The 18,058-nt window shown below is 72.8% G+C and carries 20 protein-coding genes and 1 riboswitch; of the genes, 15 read left to right on the top strand and 5 right to left on the bottom strand.

Annotated features, from left to right (window positions below; genetic code table 11):
* The first annotated feature begins 166 nt into the window (after positions 1-166).
* The 11 genes from LPA42_RS01710 to gcvP all read left to right on the top strand — a co-directional run bounded on the left by LPA42_RS01710 (position 167) and on the right by gcvP (position 10,347).
* Entirely contained in the window at positions 167-733 is a 567-nt protein-coding gene (locus tag LPA42_RS01710) for a CDP-alcohol phosphatidyltransferase family protein (RefSeq protein WP_096761752.1), read from the top strand.
* On the top strand, positions 730-1,692 hold the full coding sequence (locus LPA42_RS01715; RefSeq protein WP_077940308.1) for a DUF881 domain-containing protein: 963 nt from the start codon (positions 730-732) through the stop codon (positions 1,690-1,692). Before LPA42_RS01710 ends, LPA42_RS01715 begins: the two co-directional genes overlap by 4 nt.
* Positions 1,689-2,021: a small basic family protein gene (locus tag LPA42_RS01720; protein ID WP_007071104.1), complete on the top strand. Its 333-nt coding sequence runs from the start codon at positions 1,689-1,691 to the stop codon at positions 2,019-2,021. The genes LPA42_RS01715 and LPA42_RS01720 overlap by 4 nt, the downstream gene beginning before the upstream one ends.
* Before the next feature lie 10 nt (positions 2,022-2,031).
* Complete coding sequence (locus LPA42_RS01725) at positions 2,032-2,985, top strand: DUF881 domain-containing protein (RefSeq protein ID WP_077940309.1); 954 nt, start codon at positions 2,032-2,034, stop codon at positions 2,983-2,985.
* A 65-nt stretch (positions 2,986-3,050) separates the two neighbouring features.
* A complete protein-coding gene (gene gcvH / locus LPA42_RS01730; protein WP_043969117.1) occupies positions 3,051-3,431 on the top strand; it encodes a glycine cleavage system protein GcvH in 381 nt (126 codons plus the stop codon).
* 210 nt (positions 3,432-3,641) lie between these two features.
* The gene (locus LPA42_RS01735) at positions 3,642-4,094 is read left to right on the top strand and encodes an FHA domain-containing protein (protein WP_007071101.1); all 453 of its coding nucleotides are present in this window, start codon (positions 3,642-3,644) and stop codon (positions 4,092-4,094) included.
* 50 nt (positions 4,095-4,144) lie between these two features.
* Positions 4,145-4,849 carry a MerR family transcriptional regulator gene (locus LPA42_RS01740; protein WP_176734447.1) on the top strand — a complete coding sequence of 235 codons (705 nt, stop codon included), beginning with the start codon at positions 4,145-4,147 and terminating at the stop codon, positions 4,847-4,849.
* Between the two features lie 223 nt (positions 4,850-5,072).
* Positions 5,073-5,540 (top strand): bifunctional nuclease family protein, encoded by a 468-nt coding sequence (locus LPA42_RS01745; protein ID WP_043969119.1) that lies wholly within the window; start codon positions 5,073-5,075, stop codon positions 5,538-5,540.
* Positions 5,541-5,735: 195 nt separating this feature from the next.
* Positions 5,736-6,320: a MerR family transcriptional regulator gene (locus tag LPA42_RS01750; RefSeq protein WP_043969120.1), complete on the top strand. Its 585-nt coding sequence runs from the start codon at positions 5,736-5,738 to the stop codon at positions 6,318-6,320.
* 86 nt (positions 6,321-6,406) lie between these two features.
* Entirely contained in the window at positions 6,407-7,291 is an 885-nt protein-coding gene (locus LPA42_RS01755; RefSeq protein ID WP_077940310.1) for an NAD-dependent protein deacetylase, read from the top strand.
* Between the two features lie 58 nt (positions 7,292-7,349).
* Positions 7,350-7,448: riboswitch (glycine riboswitch) on the top strand.
* 76 nt (positions 7,449-7,524) lie between these two features.
* Positions 7,525-10,347 carry an aminomethyl-transferring glycine dehydrogenase gene (gene gcvP, locus LPA42_RS01760; protein ID WP_077940311.1) on the top strand — a complete coding sequence of 941 codons (2,823 nt, stop codon included), beginning with the start codon at positions 7,525-7,527 and terminating at the stop codon, positions 10,345-10,347.
* A 165-nt stretch (positions 10,348-10,512) separates the two neighbouring features.
* Here the strand turns inward: gcvP and LPA42_RS01765 are convergent, their stop codons facing one another.
* On the bottom strand, positions 10,513-10,713 hold the full coding sequence (locus tag LPA42_RS01765) for a DUF5999 family protein (protein ID WP_074476393.1): 201 nt from the start codon (positions 10,711-10,713) through the stop codon (positions 10,513-10,515).
* Positions 10,714-10,860: 147 nt separating this feature from the next.
* Here LPA42_RS01765 and LPA42_RS01770 point away from each other — a divergent pair, with 147 nt between their 5' ends.
* Both LPA42_RS01770 and def read left to right on the top strand, forming a co-directional pair.
* Entirely contained in the window at positions 10,861-12,030 is a 1,170-nt protein-coding gene (locus LPA42_RS01770) for a chorismate-binding protein (RefSeq protein WP_228986252.1), read from the top strand.
* Between the two features lie 9 nt (positions 12,031-12,039).
* On the top strand, positions 12,040-12,543 hold the full coding sequence (def, locus tag LPA42_RS01775) for a peptide deformylase (protein ID WP_077940314.1): 504 nt from the start codon (positions 12,040-12,042) through the stop codon (positions 12,541-12,543).
* Between the two features lie 12 nt (positions 12,544-12,555).
* Here def and LPA42_RS01780 read toward each other — a convergent pair whose 3' ends face one another.
* Together LPA42_RS01780 and LPA42_RS01785 are read right to left on the bottom strand one after the other, a co-directional pair.
* Positions 12,556-13,326, bottom strand: a complete 771-nt coding sequence (locus LPA42_RS01780) for a GNAT family N-acetyltransferase (protein ID WP_228986253.1) — start codon at positions 13,324-13,326, stop codon at positions 12,556-12,558.
* Positions 13,327-13,334: 8 nt separating this feature from the next.
* Positions 13,335-13,685: a helix-turn-helix domain-containing protein gene (locus tag LPA42_RS01785; protein WP_043969645.1), complete on the bottom strand. Its 351-nt coding sequence runs from the start codon at positions 13,683-13,685 to the stop codon at positions 13,335-13,337.
* 99 nt (positions 13,686-13,784) lie between these two features.
* Between LPA42_RS01785 and LPA42_RS01790 the strand changes: the two genes are divergently transcribed.
* Both LPA42_RS01790 and LPA42_RS01795 read left to right on the top strand, forming a co-directional pair.
* The gene (locus LPA42_RS01790) at positions 13,785-14,396 is read left to right on the top strand and encodes a malonic semialdehyde reductase (RefSeq protein ID WP_228986254.1); all 612 of its coding nucleotides are present in this window, start codon (positions 13,785-13,787) and stop codon (positions 14,394-14,396) included.
* A 176-nt stretch (positions 14,397-14,572) separates the two neighbouring features.
* Entirely contained in the window at positions 14,573-15,352 is a 780-nt protein-coding gene (locus tag LPA42_RS01795; RefSeq protein WP_228986255.1) for an endonuclease/exonuclease/phosphatase family protein, read from the top strand.
* On the opposite strand, the gene LPA42_RS01800 is transcribed toward LPA42_RS01795, so the two are convergent.
* Together LPA42_RS01800 and LPA42_RS01805 are read right to left on the bottom strand one after the other, a co-directional pair.
* Positions 15,349-16,233: a bifunctional 5,10-methylenetetrahydrofolate dehydrogenase/5,10-methenyltetrahydrofolate cyclohydrolase gene (locus tag LPA42_RS01800; RefSeq protein WP_228986256.1), complete on the bottom strand. Its 885-nt coding sequence runs from the start codon at positions 16,231-16,233 to the stop codon at positions 15,349-15,351. The genes LPA42_RS01795 and LPA42_RS01800 overlap by 4 nt on opposite strands.
* Before the next feature lie 117 nt (positions 16,234-16,350).
* Positions 16,351-17,361: a tyrosine-type recombinase/integrase gene (locus LPA42_RS01805; RefSeq protein ID WP_228986257.1), complete on the bottom strand. Its 1,011-nt coding sequence runs from the start codon at positions 17,359-17,361 to the stop codon at positions 16,351-16,353.
* Positions 17,362-18,058: the final 697 nt, after the last annotated feature.

Consider the following 18,058-nt stretch of genomic DNA (forward strand, 5'->3'; position numbering starts at 1 on the left):
CGGCGGCGGCCGGCCCGGCAACGCGCACGTCCCTCCGCAGCGCCCGTCCCGGGCGCCGGACCGTGCTGCGGAGGGAGGTTCGGTGTCGCGTCGGCCGGCGGGGGGCCCACCCCCGGATGAGACCCACGGCCCGCACGCCGCGCCGACCGGGGACCGCGTCCTCACCCTGCCCAATCTGATCAGCTTCGTCCGGCTGCTCGGCGTGCCGCTCTTCCTCTATCTGCTGCTGGTCGCCCACGCCGACGTCGCCGCGGTGGTGGTCCTGGCGCTCGGGGGCACCACGGACTGGGTCGACGGCTGGATCGCCCGCCGCCTGCGGCAGGTCAGCCGGCTGGGCGAGCTGCTGGACCCGCTGGCCGACCGGCTCTACATCCTGGCGACCCTGCTGGCGTTCACCGCCCGCGAGGTGGTGCCCTGGCAGTTCACCGTGGCGCTGCTGGCCCGGGAGCTGCTGCTGCTGGGGTCGCTGGGGGTGCTGCGCCGGCACGGGTACGGCCCGCCGCCGGTGCACTACGTCGGCAAGACCGCCACGTTCCTGCTGCTGGCCGCCTTCCCGGTCCTGTTGCTGGCGCACGCCACGTCGGCGGTCACGGCGACGGTGGCCGGGGCGGTCGGCTGGGGGCTGGCCTGGTGGGGTCTGGTGCTGTACTGGGCGGCCGGTGCGCTCTACGTGCTGCAGGCGGCGCGGCTGGTGCGGGCGGTGCGGTCCCCGGCGGCGGGGGCGGCGGCGTGACCGCCCCGCAGCGGCGGCCCGACGCCCCGCAGGGCGACGGCCCGGCGGCCCGGGTGTACGCGCCGGACTTCCTCACCGAGCTGTTCCGCAACCCGCTGGACCCGGGGTACGCCGACGCGGCGGCCCGGCGCCGGGACGCGCCGCCGTCGGGGTGGCGCAGTGGGTCGGCGCGGTCGGTCAGCCTGGTGGTGCTCGTGGCGTTGGGGTTCCTGTTCGCGGTGGCGTACCGGCAGACGATGGCGGAGGAGCCGGGGCGCAGCAAGGCGCGGGCCGACCTGGTGGCGCAGATCAAGGAGCGCGAGGCGGAGACCGACGAGATGGCGGCCCGGGCCGACCGGCTGCGGGAGGAGGTCGGCCGGCAGCGGGACGCGGCGCTCAGCGGATCGCAGGCGTCGCGGTTGCGGCGGCTGGAAGCGGGCACCGGCCTGGGGCGGGTGCGCGGCGACGGCGTGGTGGTGCGGTTGGCGGACGCGCCACCGAAGGACGACGGGACGGTGACCGGCTCCGCGGGCGGGCCGCCGCAGGTGTTGTACACGGATCTGCAGAAGGTGGCCAACGACCTGTGGGCGGCGGGCGCGGAGGCGGTGGCGATCAACGGCCAACGGCTGACGGCGACGTCGACGATCCGGTCGGCGGGCGCGGCGATCCTGGTGGACTTCCGGCCGGTGACGGGGCCGTACGAGGTGTCGGCGATCGGGCCGGGCTCGCTGCGGGACCGGTTCGACGACAGCCGGGCCGCGTTCCTGATGCGGGAGCTGGTGAACTCGGTCGGGCTGTCGTTCCAGGTCCGGGAGGTGGAGGACCTCACCCTGCCGGCGGCGCCGGAGCCACGGCTACGCTACGCCGAGCCTTCGGTCAGTCCGAGTCCGTCCGTGTCGGGTTCGGGCGTCGAGGGTTCGTCCGGTCCTGAGCCGTCCGGCTCTGGTTCGTCTCCCAGTCCTTCCGGAGGTGGCCGATGATCGCGGTGCTGGCGTTGCTCGCCGGGGTGGTGCTCGGGGTGTACCTCGATCCCACGGTTCCCGCGGCGTTGCAGCCGTATCTGCCGATCGCGGTGGTGGCGGCGTTGGACGCGGTGTTCGGCGGGGTGCGGGCGAAGCTGGACCGGATCTTCGACGACAAGCAGTTCGTGGTGTCGTTCATCTCGAACGTGCTGGTGGCGGGTCTGATCGTGTATCTGGGTGACCAGTTGGGCGTGGGTGGGCAGTTGTCCACCGGCGTGGTGGTGGTGCTCGGGGTGCGGATCTTCGGCAACGTGGCGGCGATCCGTCGCCACCTGTTCCGGGCGTAGGCTCGAGGCGATGAGCGAGGAGCAGTCCGAGACGGGCACGGGATGGCCGCAGCCGGCGGTTCCGGGCCGGCCCACCGGGCCGGACCCGCGGCCGGGGGCACCCGATTCCGACGAGATGTCGCCGCTTTCGCCGCAGGGTGAGCCGCCGGGCCGCCAGTCGCCGCCGGACGAGCCGGATGCCGGCGACGCGGTGACGGTGGACCTGTCGTCGGTGACCGCGCCGGCGGGCGCGGAGCAGACCCCGCCGGCGGGGCCGGCCGCGGTGGCGCGGCGCTTCACGTCGGCCGGGGCGATGATCGCGTTGTTGCTGGGCCTGTTGGGGTTCACCCTGGTGGTGCAGTTGCGCACGACGTCGACGGATCCGACGTCGGCGGCGACCCGCCAGGAGGACCTGGTGCGGATCTTCTCGGATCTGGATTCGCGGGAGAAGCGGCTGCGCCAGGACATCGAGGCGTTGGAGGAGAGCCAGCGGCAGTTGCGCTCGGGTGAGCAGGGGCGGCAGGCGGCGCTGCAGGAGGCGACGCGGCGGGCCGACGAGTTGGGCATCCTGGCGGGGACGCTGCCGGCGCGGGGGCCGGGGTTGAGCGTGCGCTTCGAGGCCGGGTCGAAGCCGATCTCGGCGTACCGGGTGCTGGACGCGGTGCAGGAGCTGCGGGGTGCGGGCGCGGAGGCGATGCAGATCTCGGGCGGCGACGGCGCGGCGGTGCGGATCATCGCCTCGACGTACTTCCTGGACGGCTCGGGCGGGGATCTGGTGGTCGACGGGCGCCGGTTGTCGGGTCCGTTCACGATCACGGTGATCGGTGATCCGACGACGATGGCGACGGCGTTGAAGATTCCGGGCGGGGTGGCCGCGTCGGTCGCCGGTGACGGCGGTAACGTGATCGTCGAGGATCGTGAGGTCGCCGACGTGTCGGCGCTGCACGCGCCCGTGAAGTTGGAGCACGCCCGTCCGGTCTCCTGACCGGTGCGGCCCGCGCCGGTCCGCCGGCGCACCACTGGTCGGCACGACGATGAAGGACGCGTCTGGTGATTCCCGAGGATCTGCGGTATACCGCTGAGCACGAGTGGGTGGCGGGTGACGGTTCGGGCGCGGTCCGGGTCGGCATCACGCACTTCGCACAGGACGCGTTGGGTGACATCGTCTTCGTCCAGTTGCCCGAGGAGGGCGCGGAGGTGGCCGCGGGCGACTCGTTGGGTGAGATCGAGTCGACCAAGAGCGTGTCCGAGATCTACGCCCCGGTGAGCGGGGTCGTGGCGGCGCGGAACGAGGCGTTGGTGGACACTCCGGAGGTGATCAACTCTGATCCGTACGGTGCGGGTTGGCTGGTGGAGATCACGCCGGGTGATCCGGCGGCGGTGGACGGGCTGCTGACCGCCGGGGCTTACCGCGAGCTCACCGAGAGCTGAGTGCCCGTTGGGCGTGTGGTGTTCGTGCCGCGCGTCCGGTTGCCCTGCATTTCGGCGCTGGCTAGGCTCGCCCAGTCGACCGAGAACCCATAAGTTGAGCGTTGCGGAATTGCCTTTCCGGGCACGGGGAGCCAGCCGCCGGGTGTGCTGCCCGGCGGCCAGACCCGAATCACCCGACGCCGACGCGAAACAGATCCGTGAGGTGGTCCCATGACGCGGCCAGACGACGAGTTCCCCCCGCTCGACGTCACTTCGACGCTCAATCTCGGTTCGCTCGACGAAGTGCTGGAGGGGCCGGACACCGATGTGGTGCCGAGCCGGATGTCCGGTTCGTTGCCGCCGGGTATGGCGCTGCTGGTGGTTCGTCGGGGCCCGAACGCGGGCGCCCGGTTCCTGCTGGATCACGACGTGACGACGAGTGGCCGGCATCCGGACAGTGACATCTTCCTGGACGATGTGACCGTGTCGCGTCGGCACGCGGAGTTCCACCGGGACGGCGGGACGTTCACGGTGCGGGACGTGGGCAGCCTGAACGGCACCTACGTCAACCGGGAGCGGGTCGAGGCGGCCACGTTGAGCAACGGTGACGAGGTGCAGATCGGCAAGTTCCGAGTGGTGTTCATCGCCGGTCCGCGCCCGGAGGAGGAGGCCGGCCGGGGGTGAACGAGCCTGCGGCTTCGACGCCGCCCGGTGCGGCCCGCGCACAACCGCTGATGAGCATCGGCGAGGTGCTGGGGCAGTTGCGGGTGGAGTTTCCCGACGTCACGATTTCGAAGTTGCGGTTCCTGGAGGCCGAGGGCCTCGTCGAGCCGCAGCGCACCGCTGCGGGCTACCGGAAGTACAGCTGGGACGACGTGGCGCGGTTGCGGTTCGTGCTGACCGCGCAGCGTGACCAGTACCTGCCGTTGCGGGTGATCCGTGAGCAGTTGGCGCAGTGGGACGCGGAGGACGGGCCGGCGCCGTCGCGGCCGACGCTGGTGGCGGTGGGCCCGGGCGGTGAGGTGCCCGGTCGTTCCGCGCCGGCGGATCAGCCGGTGGATTCGGCCCAGGTGCGGTTGGGCCGGTCCGACCTGGTCGCGCGCAGCGGGATCGACGAGTCGACGTTGGGCGAGTTGGAGCGGCTCGGGGTGTTGGTGTCCGATCCGCCGGGTTGGTACGACGGGGACGCGTTGATCATCGCGCGGGCGGTGGCGGGTCTGGCGGCGTACGGGCTGGAGCCTCGGCACCTGCGGGGTTACCGGACGGCGGCGGACCGGGAGGTGGGTTTGTTCGCGCAGTTGGTGGCGCCGTTGGTGCGGCAGAGCGACCCGGCGGCGCGGGCGCGGGCGGCGGAGACGGCGCGGGAGTTGGTGGCGTTGTCCCAGCAGTTGCACGCGGCGTTGGTGCGCGTGGGCCTGCGCTCGACGTTGGGTCGGTGACCCTGGGGTGGTGCGCGCGGCCCGGGCGTTGGCCCGGGCCGCGCGGCGTTTGGCGGGCGCGGTGGGCGGGATCGGCTTCCGGGGGCGTGTCGTAGGCTTGCCGGGGTAACCCTTCTCTGGCGCGGGGCGTGCGGGTAGCGCATGGGATGTGCGTGTCGCGGTCCGTGTACCGTGCAGGGAAGGTCGCGGTACGGGCGTAGGTGACAACGACACGGAGGCGGCGGTGCGCGAGCTGAGCGTGGTCGGGGTTCGGGTGGAGCTGCCCAGCAACCAGCCGATCGTCCTGCTGCGGGAGGTCGAGGGGGATCGCTACCTGCCGATCTGGATCGGTGCGGTGGAGGCGACGGCGATCGCGTATGAGCAGCAGGGGGTCAAGCCCGCCCGGCCGTTGACGCACGATCTGTTGCGGGACGTGCTGGCGGCGCTGCAGGCGCCGCTGCGGGCGGTGGAGATCACCGAGCTGAAGGAGAACGTCTTCTACGCCGACCTGCTGATCGGCGACGACGGGGTGCGGGTGTCGGCGCGGCCGAGTGATTCGATCGCGTTGGCGTTGCGGGTCGGTGCGCCGATTCGTTGTGCCGAGCAGGTCCTCTCCGAGGCGGGGATCGTGATCCCGGACGAGCAGGAGGACGAGGTGGAGAAGTTCCGCGAGTTCCTGGAGCAGGTGCGTCCGGAGGACTTCGCGGGCTGACCGCGTTTCCCGACCCACCGGATGGTGGTCACTGTGGGTGACCTGCCGGCGTGTCGGTGATCTTTGCCGTGGCTGCGCGGCGTGTCGCGACCGTTCCTGCGCGGTAACTCTTCAAGGGCGCTATAGGGTTGCCGTGTCGAGGGGTGCACGTCCCGGATGCGACGTGTCACCGCACTGGCGGGGAGGTTGGTCCGGATGCACGAGCCGCGAGATCCCGAGCCTGGCACGCAAGCGCAGGAGACGGGTGTGGTGCCGGCGGGGCCGGCGACTGAGGGTGACGGTGCGGTGGGCTACCGGGGTGTGACCGCGTGCCACGCGGTGGGCATCACCTACCGGCAGCTGGACTACTGGGCGCGCACGACGCTGGTGGTGCCGAGCGTGCGGGACGCCTCGGGCTCGGGGACGTCCCGGTTGTACTCGTTCCGCGACCTGGTGGTGTTGAAGGTCGTGAAGCGCCTGCTGGACGCCGGGGTGTCGTTGCAGAACATCCGCAAGGCGATCGAGGCGCTGCGCTCGCGCGGGGTGGCCGACCTGGCGGGCATCACGCTGATCTCGGACGGCACGACGGTGTACGAGTGCCGCTCGCCGGAGGAGGTGGTCGACCTGTTGCAGGGCGGCCAGGGCGTGTTCGGCATCGCCATCGGCGGCGCGTTCAAGGAGATCGAGGGTTCGTTGTCGCACCTGCCGGCGGAGCCGGCCGAGCCGGCGCCGGGGGCGGCGGGCGACGACGCCGTGCAGGACGAGTTGGCGGCCCGCCGGGCGCGCCGCCGGGCGGGCTGACCCCGCCCCGGGTTCGCGACCCGCACAGCGGTGGCGAGCAGCGTCACGGGGCCGGCGGTCGCCGCCGCGACGCACGCCGAGGCAGCATGGACGACGTGACGCAGACGATCGACGCGGTGGCGGGCCTGCTCGCCGGCGGTGGTGTCGTGGTGCTCAGCGGCGCCGGCCTGTCGACGGACTCGGGCATCCCCGACTATCGGGGGCCCAGCGGCGTGGCCCGCCGGCACACCCCGATGACGTTCCAGGCGTTCACCGGGGACCCGGCGGCGCGGCGCCGCTACTGGGCACGCAGCCACCTGGGGTGGCGCACGATCGCCCGGGCGGCGCCCAACGACGGGCACGCCGCGGTGGCCCGGTTGCAGCACGCCGGCCTCGTCGACGCGGTGATCACGCAGAACGTCGACGGTCTGCACACGGCCGCCGGGTCGACGCCGGTGGTGGAGCTGCACGGGAGTCTCGACGCGGTGGTGTGCCTCGACTGCGGCGACCGCACCGCCCGCGAGGAGCTGGACCGGCGGCTGCGGGAGGCGAACCCGGGGTTCTCGGCGGCGGTGGCGGCGGTCAACCCGGACGGTGACGTGGACCTGCCCGACGCGCAGGTGGCCCGGTTCCGGCCGGTGGACTGTGAGCGGTGTCGCACCGGCATGCTGAAACCGGACGTGGTGTTCTTCGGGGAGACGGTGCCGCCGGCGCGGGTCGCCGCGTGTTTCGACCTGGTGCAGCGGGCCCGGGCGGTGCTGGTGCTCGGCTCGTCGTTGACGGTGATGTCGGGGCGCCGGTTCGTGATCCGGGCGGCGAAACAGGGCATTCCGGTGGCGATCGTCAACCAGGGGCCCACCCGGGGCGACGGGTACGCCACCGTGCGCGTGGACGCCCCGCTGGGCGGGGTGCTGCCGGAACTCGCCGACCGCCTCACCACCCGCGCGCCCCTGGCCGTGTCGGGCGCCGACGCCGCGGTTACGCGCGGGTGATCCCCGCCGGGGACGACATCCGCCGGAAACGGTGGCGCTGGTAGCGTGGTCGGTGCCGGTACCCCGCGTGGGAGAGACCGCCCGAGCTGTTCGGGGCGGCGCCGAAGGGGCAGCTTCCTCCCCGGAACCTCTCAGGCAGAAGGACCACGTGGGCAGGCACTGTGGAGCGCCCTGCCCGGGGTGCGACTCAGGGGGAGGCCGACCTGTCGACCTCACCCCGGGGAGCGCCGCCCATGACCGCAGAGCAGTTCGCCGCCCGCCACATCGGCCCCGACGGCGACGACGAGCGCCGCATGCTCGACGTCGTCGGCTACGACTCGATCGACGAGCTGATGGACGCGGCGATCCCCGAGGTGATCCGCTGGCACGGCACCCTGGACCTGCCGGAGCCGGCCAGCGAACACGATGCCCTCGCGCAGCTGCGCGAGATCGCCGGCCGCAACACCGTCGCCGTGTCCATGATCGGCTTGGGGTACCACGGCACGCACACCCCGGCGGTGATCCGCCGCAACGTGCTGGAGAACCCGGCCTGGTACACGGCGTACACGCCGTACCAGCCGGAGATCAGCCAGGGCCGGCTGGAGGCGCTGCTGAACTTCCAGACGATGGTGACGGACCTGACGGGGCTGGCCACGGCGAACGCGTCGATGCTCGACGAGGCCACGGCCGCGGCGGAGGCGATGACCCTGGCCCGGCGGGCGTCGAAGTCCCGCAGCAGTGTGTACGTGGTCGACGCCGACGCGTTGCCGCAGACCGTCGCCGTGATCACCAGCCGGGCGCAGCCGTTGGGCATCGAGGTGCGGGTGGTGGATCTGGACGCCGACGACCTGCCGGGGGAGTTCTTCGGCCTGCACCTGCAGTACCCGGGGGCGTCAGGGGCCGTACGCGACCACACGCCGCTGGTCGAGGCGGCCCACGCGGCCGGTGCGCTGGTGACGGTGGCAGCGGACCTGCTGGCGTTGACGCTGCTGCGCGCGCCGGGGGAGATCGGCGCGGACATCGCCGCCGGCACCACCCAACGGTTCGGGGTGCCGATGGGCTTCGGCGGCCCGCACGCCGGCTACCTGGCGGTGCGCGCCGGCCTGGAGCGGATGCTGCCCGGCCGGCTCGTCGGGGTGTCCCGCGACGCCGCCGGCAACCCGGCGTACCGGCTGGCGTTGCAGACCCGCGAGCAGCACATCCGGCGGGAGAGGGCGACCAGCAACATCTGCACCGCGCAGGTGCTCCTGGCGGTGATGGCCGGCATGTACGCCGTCTACCACGGCCCCGACGGGCTGCGGGCGATCGCGCGGCGTACCCACGCCATGGCGGCGCGGCTCGCGGCCGGGTTGCGCGCGGGCGGGGTGGGCGTCGCGGACGTCGCGTTCTTCGACACGGTCGTGGCGACCGTGCCGGGCCGCGCCGCTGAGGTGGTCGCCGACGCGCAGCGGCGGGGGGTGAACCTGCGGCTGGTCGACGCCGACCGGGTGGGGGTCTCGTGCGACGAGACGACCACCGCGGCGCACCTGGCGGTGGTGTGGGCGGCGTTCGGGGTGCCCGCGTTCGACGGCGCCGTCGACGCGGCGTGGCCGGCGGGGTTGGCGCGCACGTCGGCGTTCCTGACCCACCCGGTGTTCGGCGCGCACCGCTCCGAGACGGCGATGCTGCGCTACCTGCGGCGGCTGGCGGACTTCGACTACGCCCTGGACCGGGGCATGATCCCGCTGGGCTCGTGCACGATGAAGCTGAACGCGACCACCGAGATGGAGCCGGTGAGCTGGGCGGAGTTCGCCCACGTGCACCCGTTCGCGCCGCCGTCGCAGACGGCCGGCTACCGCGAGCTGATCGCCCAGTTGGAGGGGTGGCTGGCGGAGGTGACCGGCTACGACGCGGTCAGCGTGCAGCCCAACGCCGGGTCGCAGGGGGAGCTGGCGGGGCTGCTGGCGATCCGCGCCTACCACGCCGACCGGGGGCAGGGGCACCGCGACGTGTGCCTGATCCCGTCGTCGGCGCACGGCACGAACGCCGCGTCGGCGGTGATGGCGGGGATGCGGGTGGTCGTGGTGGGCTGCGACGACGACGGCAACGTCGACCTGGTCGACCTCGACGCGAAGATCGACAAGCACCGGGACGCGCTCGCGGCGATCATGGTGACGTACCCGTCGACGCACGGGGTGTACGAGACGGGCATCGGGCAGTTGTGCGCGAAGGTCCACGACGCCGGCGGCCAGGTGTACGTCGACGGGGCGAACCTCAACGCCCTCGTCGGGTTCGCCAAGCCGGGCCGGTTCGGCGCGGACGTGTCGCACCTCAACCTGCACAAGACGTTCTGCATTCCGCACGGTGGTGGCGGGCCGGGGGTGGGTCCGGTGGCGGTGCGGCAGCACCTGGCCCCGTTCCTGCCCGGCGACCCGTGCGGCGACGGCGGCGACGGCCGGCCGGTGATCTCGGCCGCCCGGTACGGGTCGGCGGGGATCCTGCCGATCCCGTGGGCATACCTGCGGATGATGGGCGCGGCGGGCCTGACCCGGGCCACGGGGGTGGCGGTGCTCGCCGCGAACTACGTGGCGGCGCGGCTGCGGGAGCATTTCCCGGTGCTGTACGCGGGCAACAAGGGCCTGGTGGCGCACGAGTGCATCCTGGACCTGCGGCCGGTGACGAAGGCGGCGGGGATCAGCGTCGACGACGTGGCCAAGCGGCTCATCGACTACGGGTTCCACGCGCCGACGATGTCGTTCCCGGTGGCGGGAACGCTGATGGTGGAGCCGACCGAGAGCGAGGACCTGGCCGAGCTGGACCGGTTCTGCGACGCCATGATCGCCATCCGGGCGGAGATCGACGCGGTGGCGTCGGGGCGGTGGCCGGCCGGCGACAACCCCCTGGCCAACGCGCCGCACACGGCGGCGATGGTGTCGGCCGACGAGTGGCCGCACCCGTATCCGCGGTCGGTGGGTGGCTACCCGGTGGGCGTGGACCGGGCCGGGAAGTACTGGCCGCCGGTGCGGCGCGTCGACGGCGCGTACGGCGACCGGAACCTGGTCTGTTCGTGTCCGGCGCCGGAGGCGTTCGAGGACTGAGCGCCGCGGGCGCGCGGGGCAGTGGAGCGGTTCGAGGACCTGCGCGCGACGCCGGGGCGGTGCACGTGGCCGCCCCGGCCGGTGCGTCGACCTGGGGAGGGCGGCCCCGACAGCGGGGACTAGCCTGAGGTCGACGTGTGCGTCAGGTTGACGCTGGGTGAACGGTCAGGCCACGAGGGCGTGTCGGGCGGGGCCGCGGTGGGGGGCGATGGTGCTGCCGTCGGGAAGGAGCTCGCCGGTGTCCTCGAAAACGATGACACCGTTGCAGAGCAGGCTCCAGCCCTGCTCAGGGAAGCAGGCGAGGATCCGGGCGGCTTCCCGGTCGGTCGCTTCGGCGGAGGGGCAGGTGGGTTGGTGCTGGCACATCGGGTTCTCCGGACTGTGGGGGCACTGTGTCATGGTTCACATGACCAGTGACGCACAGTACCAAGCTACAGTGAGCCGCATCGAGCAGGTTCACGCCATGTTGCCGGGAAATCCACTGAACGGACGAGGCGGAATGGGCCGGACGGCGTGGAAGCGCTCCCACTGAGGCGGGTCGACGCCCCCGCCGCCCCCGCGCACTGCCGCGACCGCCTCGCCGAACGCGACCGCCTCGAATGGCGCCTCACCGACGGCGGCGACCCCGCCGCCCTCGCCCAGGACTTCCTCACCGCCCACGGCCTCGGCGCCGACGACCTCACCCGCCCCGCCACCCACCGCCCCGACGGCCCCTGCGGCGCCGCCCTCTACCTCTCCGCCGCCGCAGCCGCCACCATGACCGCCGCCGCACCCGGCGCACCCACCCCCGCCCCCGCCCTGCCCGACCTCGCCATCGTCGTCTACGACCACACCGCCACCGACCCCACCGGACCACCACCACCCGACACCACCTGGTGGGTCGGCGACTGGACCCCCAGCTGGACCCCCCACCAACACGCCGCCGCCGTCACCGCCGTCCGCGCCGCCATCGGCCGCGGCGACGTCTACCAGACCAACCTCGTCGGCCACGCCGCCGCCCCCTACACCGGCAACCCCCACCCCGCCCTCGCCAGACTCGCCCGCCTACCCGGCGCCCGCTACGGCGGCACCCTGCACGGCCCCGGCTGGGCCATCGGCTGCGCCTCCCCGGAAACCCTCATCGCCGTCGAAGCCGGCCGCCTCGTCACCCGCCCCATCAAAGGCACCCGCCCCGCCACCCCCGCCGGCCGCACCGAACTGCTCACCTCCGCCAAGGAACGCGCCGAACACATCATGATCGTCGACCTGGAACGCAACGACCTCGCCCGCGTCGCCGCCACCGGCACCGTCACCGTCGACGAACTGTTCGCCGTACGCCGCTGGTGCGACCTGTGGCAGGCCGAATCCACCGTCTCCGCCGCCCCCGCCGACGGCCTCGGCCTCGCCGACCTGCTCCACGCCATCTGCCCCGGCGGCTCCGTCACCGGCGCACCCAAACTCGCCGCCTGCGACGTCATCGCCACCTGCGAACCCGTCGGCCGCGGCGCCGCCATGGGCGCCCTCGGCTGGATCGCCCCCGGCCACCTCGACCTCGGCCTCACCATCCGCACCGCCGCCGCCGACGCCCATCACCTGCACACCTGGGCCGGCGGCGGCATCACCTGGGACAGCGACCCCGACGCCGAAGTCGCCGAAGCCGCCGCCAAGGCCCACCCCGTCCGCGCCGCCCTCACCAACCGATAACCTGATCACATGACGATGCGGCCCATCCGGATCATCGGCGACCCGGTGCTACGCGCCGCCTGCGAGCCGGTCACCACCTTCGACGCCGACCTCCGCGCCCTGGTCACCGACCTCATGGACACCCTCCTCGGCGCCCCCGGCCGCGCCGGCGTCGCCGCCAACCAGATCGGCGTACCCGCCCAGGTCTTCGTCTACGACGCCGACGGCCACCGCGGCCACATGATCAACCCCACCCTGGAACTGTCCGACGACACCCAGGACGACGACGAGGGCTGCCTGTCCATCCCCGGCCTCTACTTCCCGACCCCCCGCGCCCTGCACGCCACCGCACACGGCTTCGACCAGCACGGCGAACCACTCACCATCTCCGGCAGCGGATTCCTCGCCCGCGCCCTGCAACACGAGACCGACCACCTCCACGGCCGCCTCTACGTCGACACCCTGCGCGGCGACACCCGACGCAAGGCCCTGCGCGAAATCCGCGCCGGCCGCTTCGACACACCCCGCCGCTGACCGCCACCGCCCTCAGCCCAACCGGGCCGTCAACGTGTACTCCCCGTACTCCGCCACCGCCGTGAACCCCAACCCCCGGTACAGGCGCAACGCCGCCACGTTGTCACCCCGCACGTTCAACGTCACATGCTCCACCTCACCGACCAACCGCCCACACAACGTCGCCACCACCGCCGCACCCAACCCCCGCCCCCGAAACCCCGGATGCGTCGTCACGTTCCCCAACGCCGCCACCTGCCACGTCGGCGAATACACGTGCACCCCCGCCACCGCGACCAGCGCACCACCCCGACGCACCCCCACATACCGGCCCGTGTCGAGCATCCGCGCGTCGAACCAGTTCCCCGGATACGCCACCGCGTACAGACCCCGCAACTCCGGCAGGTCCGCCACCGTCAACGGCCGCCCCTCGGCCACCACCCCCGCCAACCGGGCCCGATCCGTCAACGCCATCTTCACGTGCCCCACACCACCACCGACGTCGAACCCGCCACCCACCGCCGCCACCAGACCCGGCGACAGATGCGCGTGCAGCCGCGCCGGCAACACCGGCGTCAGATCCGCCAACAGCCCCGCCAACTCCGCCCGCCCACCCGGCCCGGCCAACGCCAACAGCGTCGGCGGCACCGCACCGTGATACAGCAACGCCACCTGCCCACCACGACGAAACCACGACGTGTAAGGCCAGAAGAAGTCGTCGAGATCACCCAACTCGTACGCGTGCAACGCCGGATCCCGACCCAGCAGCCGACCCAACAACCCACGGTCGTGCTCGGCACGCACCAACCCGCTCAGCGGCACCCCTCGGCCGGCAGATTCTCGTGCGCCCACCGCGCCAACGCGTCCAACGCCGGCAACACCGCCGCACCCCGCTCCGTCAGCTCGTAACTGACCCCCACCGGCGGACCCTCCCGCACCGTGCGACTGACCAACCCCACCCGCACCAACTCGCCCAACCGGTCCGACAACACCGACTCGCTGATCCCCGGCAACGCCCGCGCCAACTCCGCGAACCCCGCCGGCCCCAGCCCCAGCGTCCCCAGCAACACCCCGTTCCACCGCTTACCCAGGAACGCGAACGCCCGCGTCAGACCCCGGTCACACACACGGGGAGCCTCGTCGGCGGGGGAGCGCAGCGTCATGACCCCAGGATACGTGGCATCCACCACGACCACAGCAGCTTTGAAAAAGCTAGCTGCTACCGTAGGCGCAGCAACAACCCCACACCCCTGGAGGACACCATGACCGACACCACCACAACCCCGATCACCCTCCACCCCGACGCCCAAGCCCAACTCTTCACCGACGCCCGCACCGCCAACACCTTCACCGACGAACCCGTCACCGACGAACACCTGCGCGCCATCTTCGACCTCGCCAAGTACCCACCCACCGCCGCCAACACCCAGCCCCTCCGCGTCCTCTACATCCGCCCCGGCGACGCCCGCGACCGCCTCCTCACCCACATGGCCGAAGGCAACCGCACCAAGACCGCCAACGCCCCCGTCGTCGCCGTCCTCGCCGCCGACACCGACTTCCACGACCACATCCCCCGCATCTTCCCCATCCGCCCCGAACTGCGCGACGGCCTCGCCGCCGACCCCGCCGCCCGCGACACCATGGCCCGCTTCAACGCCACCCTCCAGATCGCCTACTGGCTCCTCGCCGTCCGCGCCGCCGGCCTCGCCGCCGGACCCATGGCCGGCTTCGACGCCGTCGGCGTCGACCGCGAATTCTTCACCGACAGCAGCTGGCGCTCCCTGCTCGTCGTCAACATCGGCAAGCCCGGCCCCGACGCCTGGTTCCCCCGCCTGCCCCGCCTCGACTACGACGACGTCGTCCGCCACGCCTGACCCACCCCACCGGGCCGGCGCGCGCCCACCGCACGCCGGCCCGGCACCACCCTCACAACCCCCGACGCCGCCGCAACCACACACCCACCCAACCCACCACCACGAACACCACCATCGAACACACCAACATCCTCAGCACCCCACCACCCTCCCCTCACCCACGTAGGCTGCACAGAGTGCGCCTGGCCACCTTCAACCTGCTCCACGGCCGATCCCTCACCGACGGACTCGTCGACCCACACCGACTCACCGCCGCCGTCGCCGCCCTCGACGCCGACGTCCTCGCCCTGCAAGAAGTCGACCGCGACCAAACCCGCAGCGGCAACCACGACCTCACCACCATCGCCGCCCACGCCCTCCACGCACCCGAACACCGCTTCGCCGCCGCCCTCGTCGGCACCCCCGGCGAACACTTCCGCCCACTCCGCCACGACGACGACGGACACGGCGAACCCCGCTACGGCATCGGCCTCATCACCCGCCACCCCGTACGCACCTGGCAGGTCACCCGCCTCAAACCCGCCCCCGTCCGCTCACCCGTCTACATCCCCGGACCCGACGGCGGCCTCCTCCTCCTACAGGACGAACCCCGCGTCGTCCTCGCCGCCGTCCTCGACACCCCCCACGGCGACATCACCGTCGCCGCCACCCACCTCTCCTTCGTCCCCGGCTGGAACGCCCACCAACTCCGCCAAACCGTCCGCGCACTCCGCGCCCTACCCGCCCCCCGCATCCTCCTCGGCGACCTCAACCTCCCCGCCACCCCCGCCCGCCTCATCGCCGGCTGGACCCCCCTCGCCCGCCGCCCCACCTACCCCGCCACCCACCCCCGCATCCAACTCGACCACATCCTCGCCGACCGCCACCTCCGCCACCGACTACCACCCGTCACCGCCACCGCCACCCCCCTCTCCACCATCTCCGACCACCGCCCCCTCCTCGTCGACCTCGGCTAACCACCCACCGCCCGCCGCACCGCCCCCACCGCATTACGAAACAACATCGCCACCGTCGTCGGACCCACCCCACCCACCCGCGGCGTGATCGCCCCCGCCACCCGCGCACACGACGGATCCACATCCGGCAACAACCGCCGCCCCGCATACCGCACCCCACCACCCACCACCACCGCACCCGGCCGCACATGCTCCGGCCGCACGATCCCCGGCACCCCCGCAGCCGCCACCAACACCTCCGCCCGACGCGCAAACCGCGGCCAATCCGCCACCCCCGTGTGCACCACCGTCACCGCCGCATTCGCCGTCGCCCGCTTCTGCGCCAACAACATCGCCAACGGCCGCCCCAACGTCGCACCCCGACCCAGCACCACCACCTCCCGACCCGCCACCGACACCCCGTGAAACGCCAACAACGCCTCGATCCCCGCCGGCGTACACGGCACCGGCCCCGGCAACCCCAACGCCAACCGCCCCAGACTCACCGGATGCATCCCATCCACATCCTTGTCCGGATCCAGCACCTGCAACGCCCGCCCGTAATCCAGCCCACCCGGAACCGGATGCTGCACCAACACCCCGTGCACCCCACGGTCGGCATTGAAATCCTCGATCACCCGATGCAGATCCACCTGCGACGCCGACGCCGGCAACCGCACATGCGGCGACACGAACCCCAACTCCGACGCCAGCCGCTGCTTGATCCGGATGTACCCGACACTCGCATCGTCGTCACCGACCAACACCGTCGCCAACGACGGCGTCACCCCCGCCGCCCGCAACGCGACGACCTCCGCCGCCACCTCACCCAACACCCGATCCGCCACCGGCCCACCCGGCAACAACCGAGCCACACCCACGGAATCCACGGAAGAGGACATGACACCACCCCGCCCGCAGGGGCCCAGGCGGACGACCCCCACGACGAGCTCCCCGATGGTCAAACCCATCCCCGGTGCCGCCAGTCGCGTACCACCCCATCCTGCCCCACCCACCCCTCACCCCACGTCCCCCCGCGCCGCCACCAACCCCCCCAACACCCGATTCGTACGGTTCGACCGCACCGCCGCCCGCTGCTGACCCGCCGTCACCTCGATATACGTCTGCGACGACGCCAACGACGCATGCCCCAACAACCGCATGATCTCCGCCGCGCTCGCCCCGTCCTCCGCCAACCGCGTCGCGAACGTGTGCCGCAACGCGTGCAACCGCGCCCCCCGCGGCACCCGATCGGCCACCCCCGCCCGCCGATAACAGGACTCCACCAGATACTGCAACCCACCCCGCCGCAACGGCTCACCCTGCCGATCCACCAGCAACGGCGACTCCGGCCGCACCGACCGCGACCCGAACCGCCGCGCCCGACTCTCCAGATACGCCACCAGCACCCCGTCCAGCTCCGGCTCGACCGGCACCACCCGCGGCCGACCCCCCTTGCCCGCCACCTCCACCCGACGCTCACCCGGCCGCCCCGCCAGCGACGCCACCCGCAGCGCCAACAACTCCGCCAGGCGCAGCCCCGCACACAGCGCCAACGCCAACACCGCCACGTCCCGCTCCGGCCACGGATCACGCTGCCGGCCGTCCTCCCGGGACACCGCCGCGAGCAGCTGCTCCGGGGTGTCCTCACCGCGCAGCGGCTTGGGCTGGGGGAGCGGGGCGCGGGGACGGCCCACCGCCGGCATCGGGTTGCCCGCCACCACGCCCTCCGCCACCAGGAACGAGAAGAAGCTGTTCCACGTCGACCAGGCACGGTGCACCGACGCCACGGCGCGGGGCGCGGCGAACCGGGCGAACGCGGCCCGCATGACCCTGGGGGAGAGGGCGGCGACGTCCAGCGCCTCGGCCGCCGGTAGGGCCGGGGTGACGACCTCCGCTGCCAGCGCCGCCACCGCCCGCAGGTCCCGCCGGTACGCCGCGAGGGTGTGCGGGGACGGCTTGCGCGTCGCCAGGGCGGTCAGGAACTCCTCGACGAGGCTCGTCACTGATTCGTCCTGTTTGTCATGCATAAGGGACATTATGCATGATTCTCGGGTTCGCGGCGACCCGCCGCGAGGGGGGAGCGGGACGATCTGCCCGGCCTGGTCGACACGGGAGCCGGCGTTGGCGCTGTCGGAGGCGTCGGTCGGTCCCGACCCGCGCGGGCCGCGAAGACGTCTCCGCCGGGCCTGGATGGCGGGCCGGGACGCGGCGGCCGGCCTGCAGGCGACCCGGCGAGGATGATCACCGGGCCCGGGTGGGCGCCGCCGACGGCGACCGGGGCGCGGGACAGGGCGACCGGCGGCGGCCACGGGCGGATGCCGGGCGGCGGCTACCGGCGGGCCGCCCGGCACACGGCTCGACCCCTCTCGGAGGAGCCCCGACCGGCCAACTTGACATAATGTACATTATCGAATCACCGCCGGGCGTGACCATTACCGCTGGCTTCCCCCTGATGATCAACCTATGCTGGTCCGATGTACCCGCCGTCGACCTGTGCGCCCGCCGTCACGTCCGTGACGCGGGCGCGCGTCGCGCGCTGTGCGGTCGTCCCGGCCGCGTCGGTCGTCGTCTGCCAGGCGAGCGCGGTGGTGACGTACGGGCTGCCGAGCCCGACCGGCCGTGGCCCTCCGGCGGCGGTCCCCTCCCCGAAACGACCGCCAGGGCGAAGCCGTAGAGCTTCGGCCCTTTTTCTTTTTCCCGGGTTTCTCGTTGTTCCCGGGTTTC

The organism is Micromonospora sp. DH13 (assembly GCF_020873825.1).
Lineage (GTDB): Bacteria > Actinomycetota > Actinomycetes > Mycobacteriales > Micromonosporaceae > Micromonospora > Micromonospora haikouensis.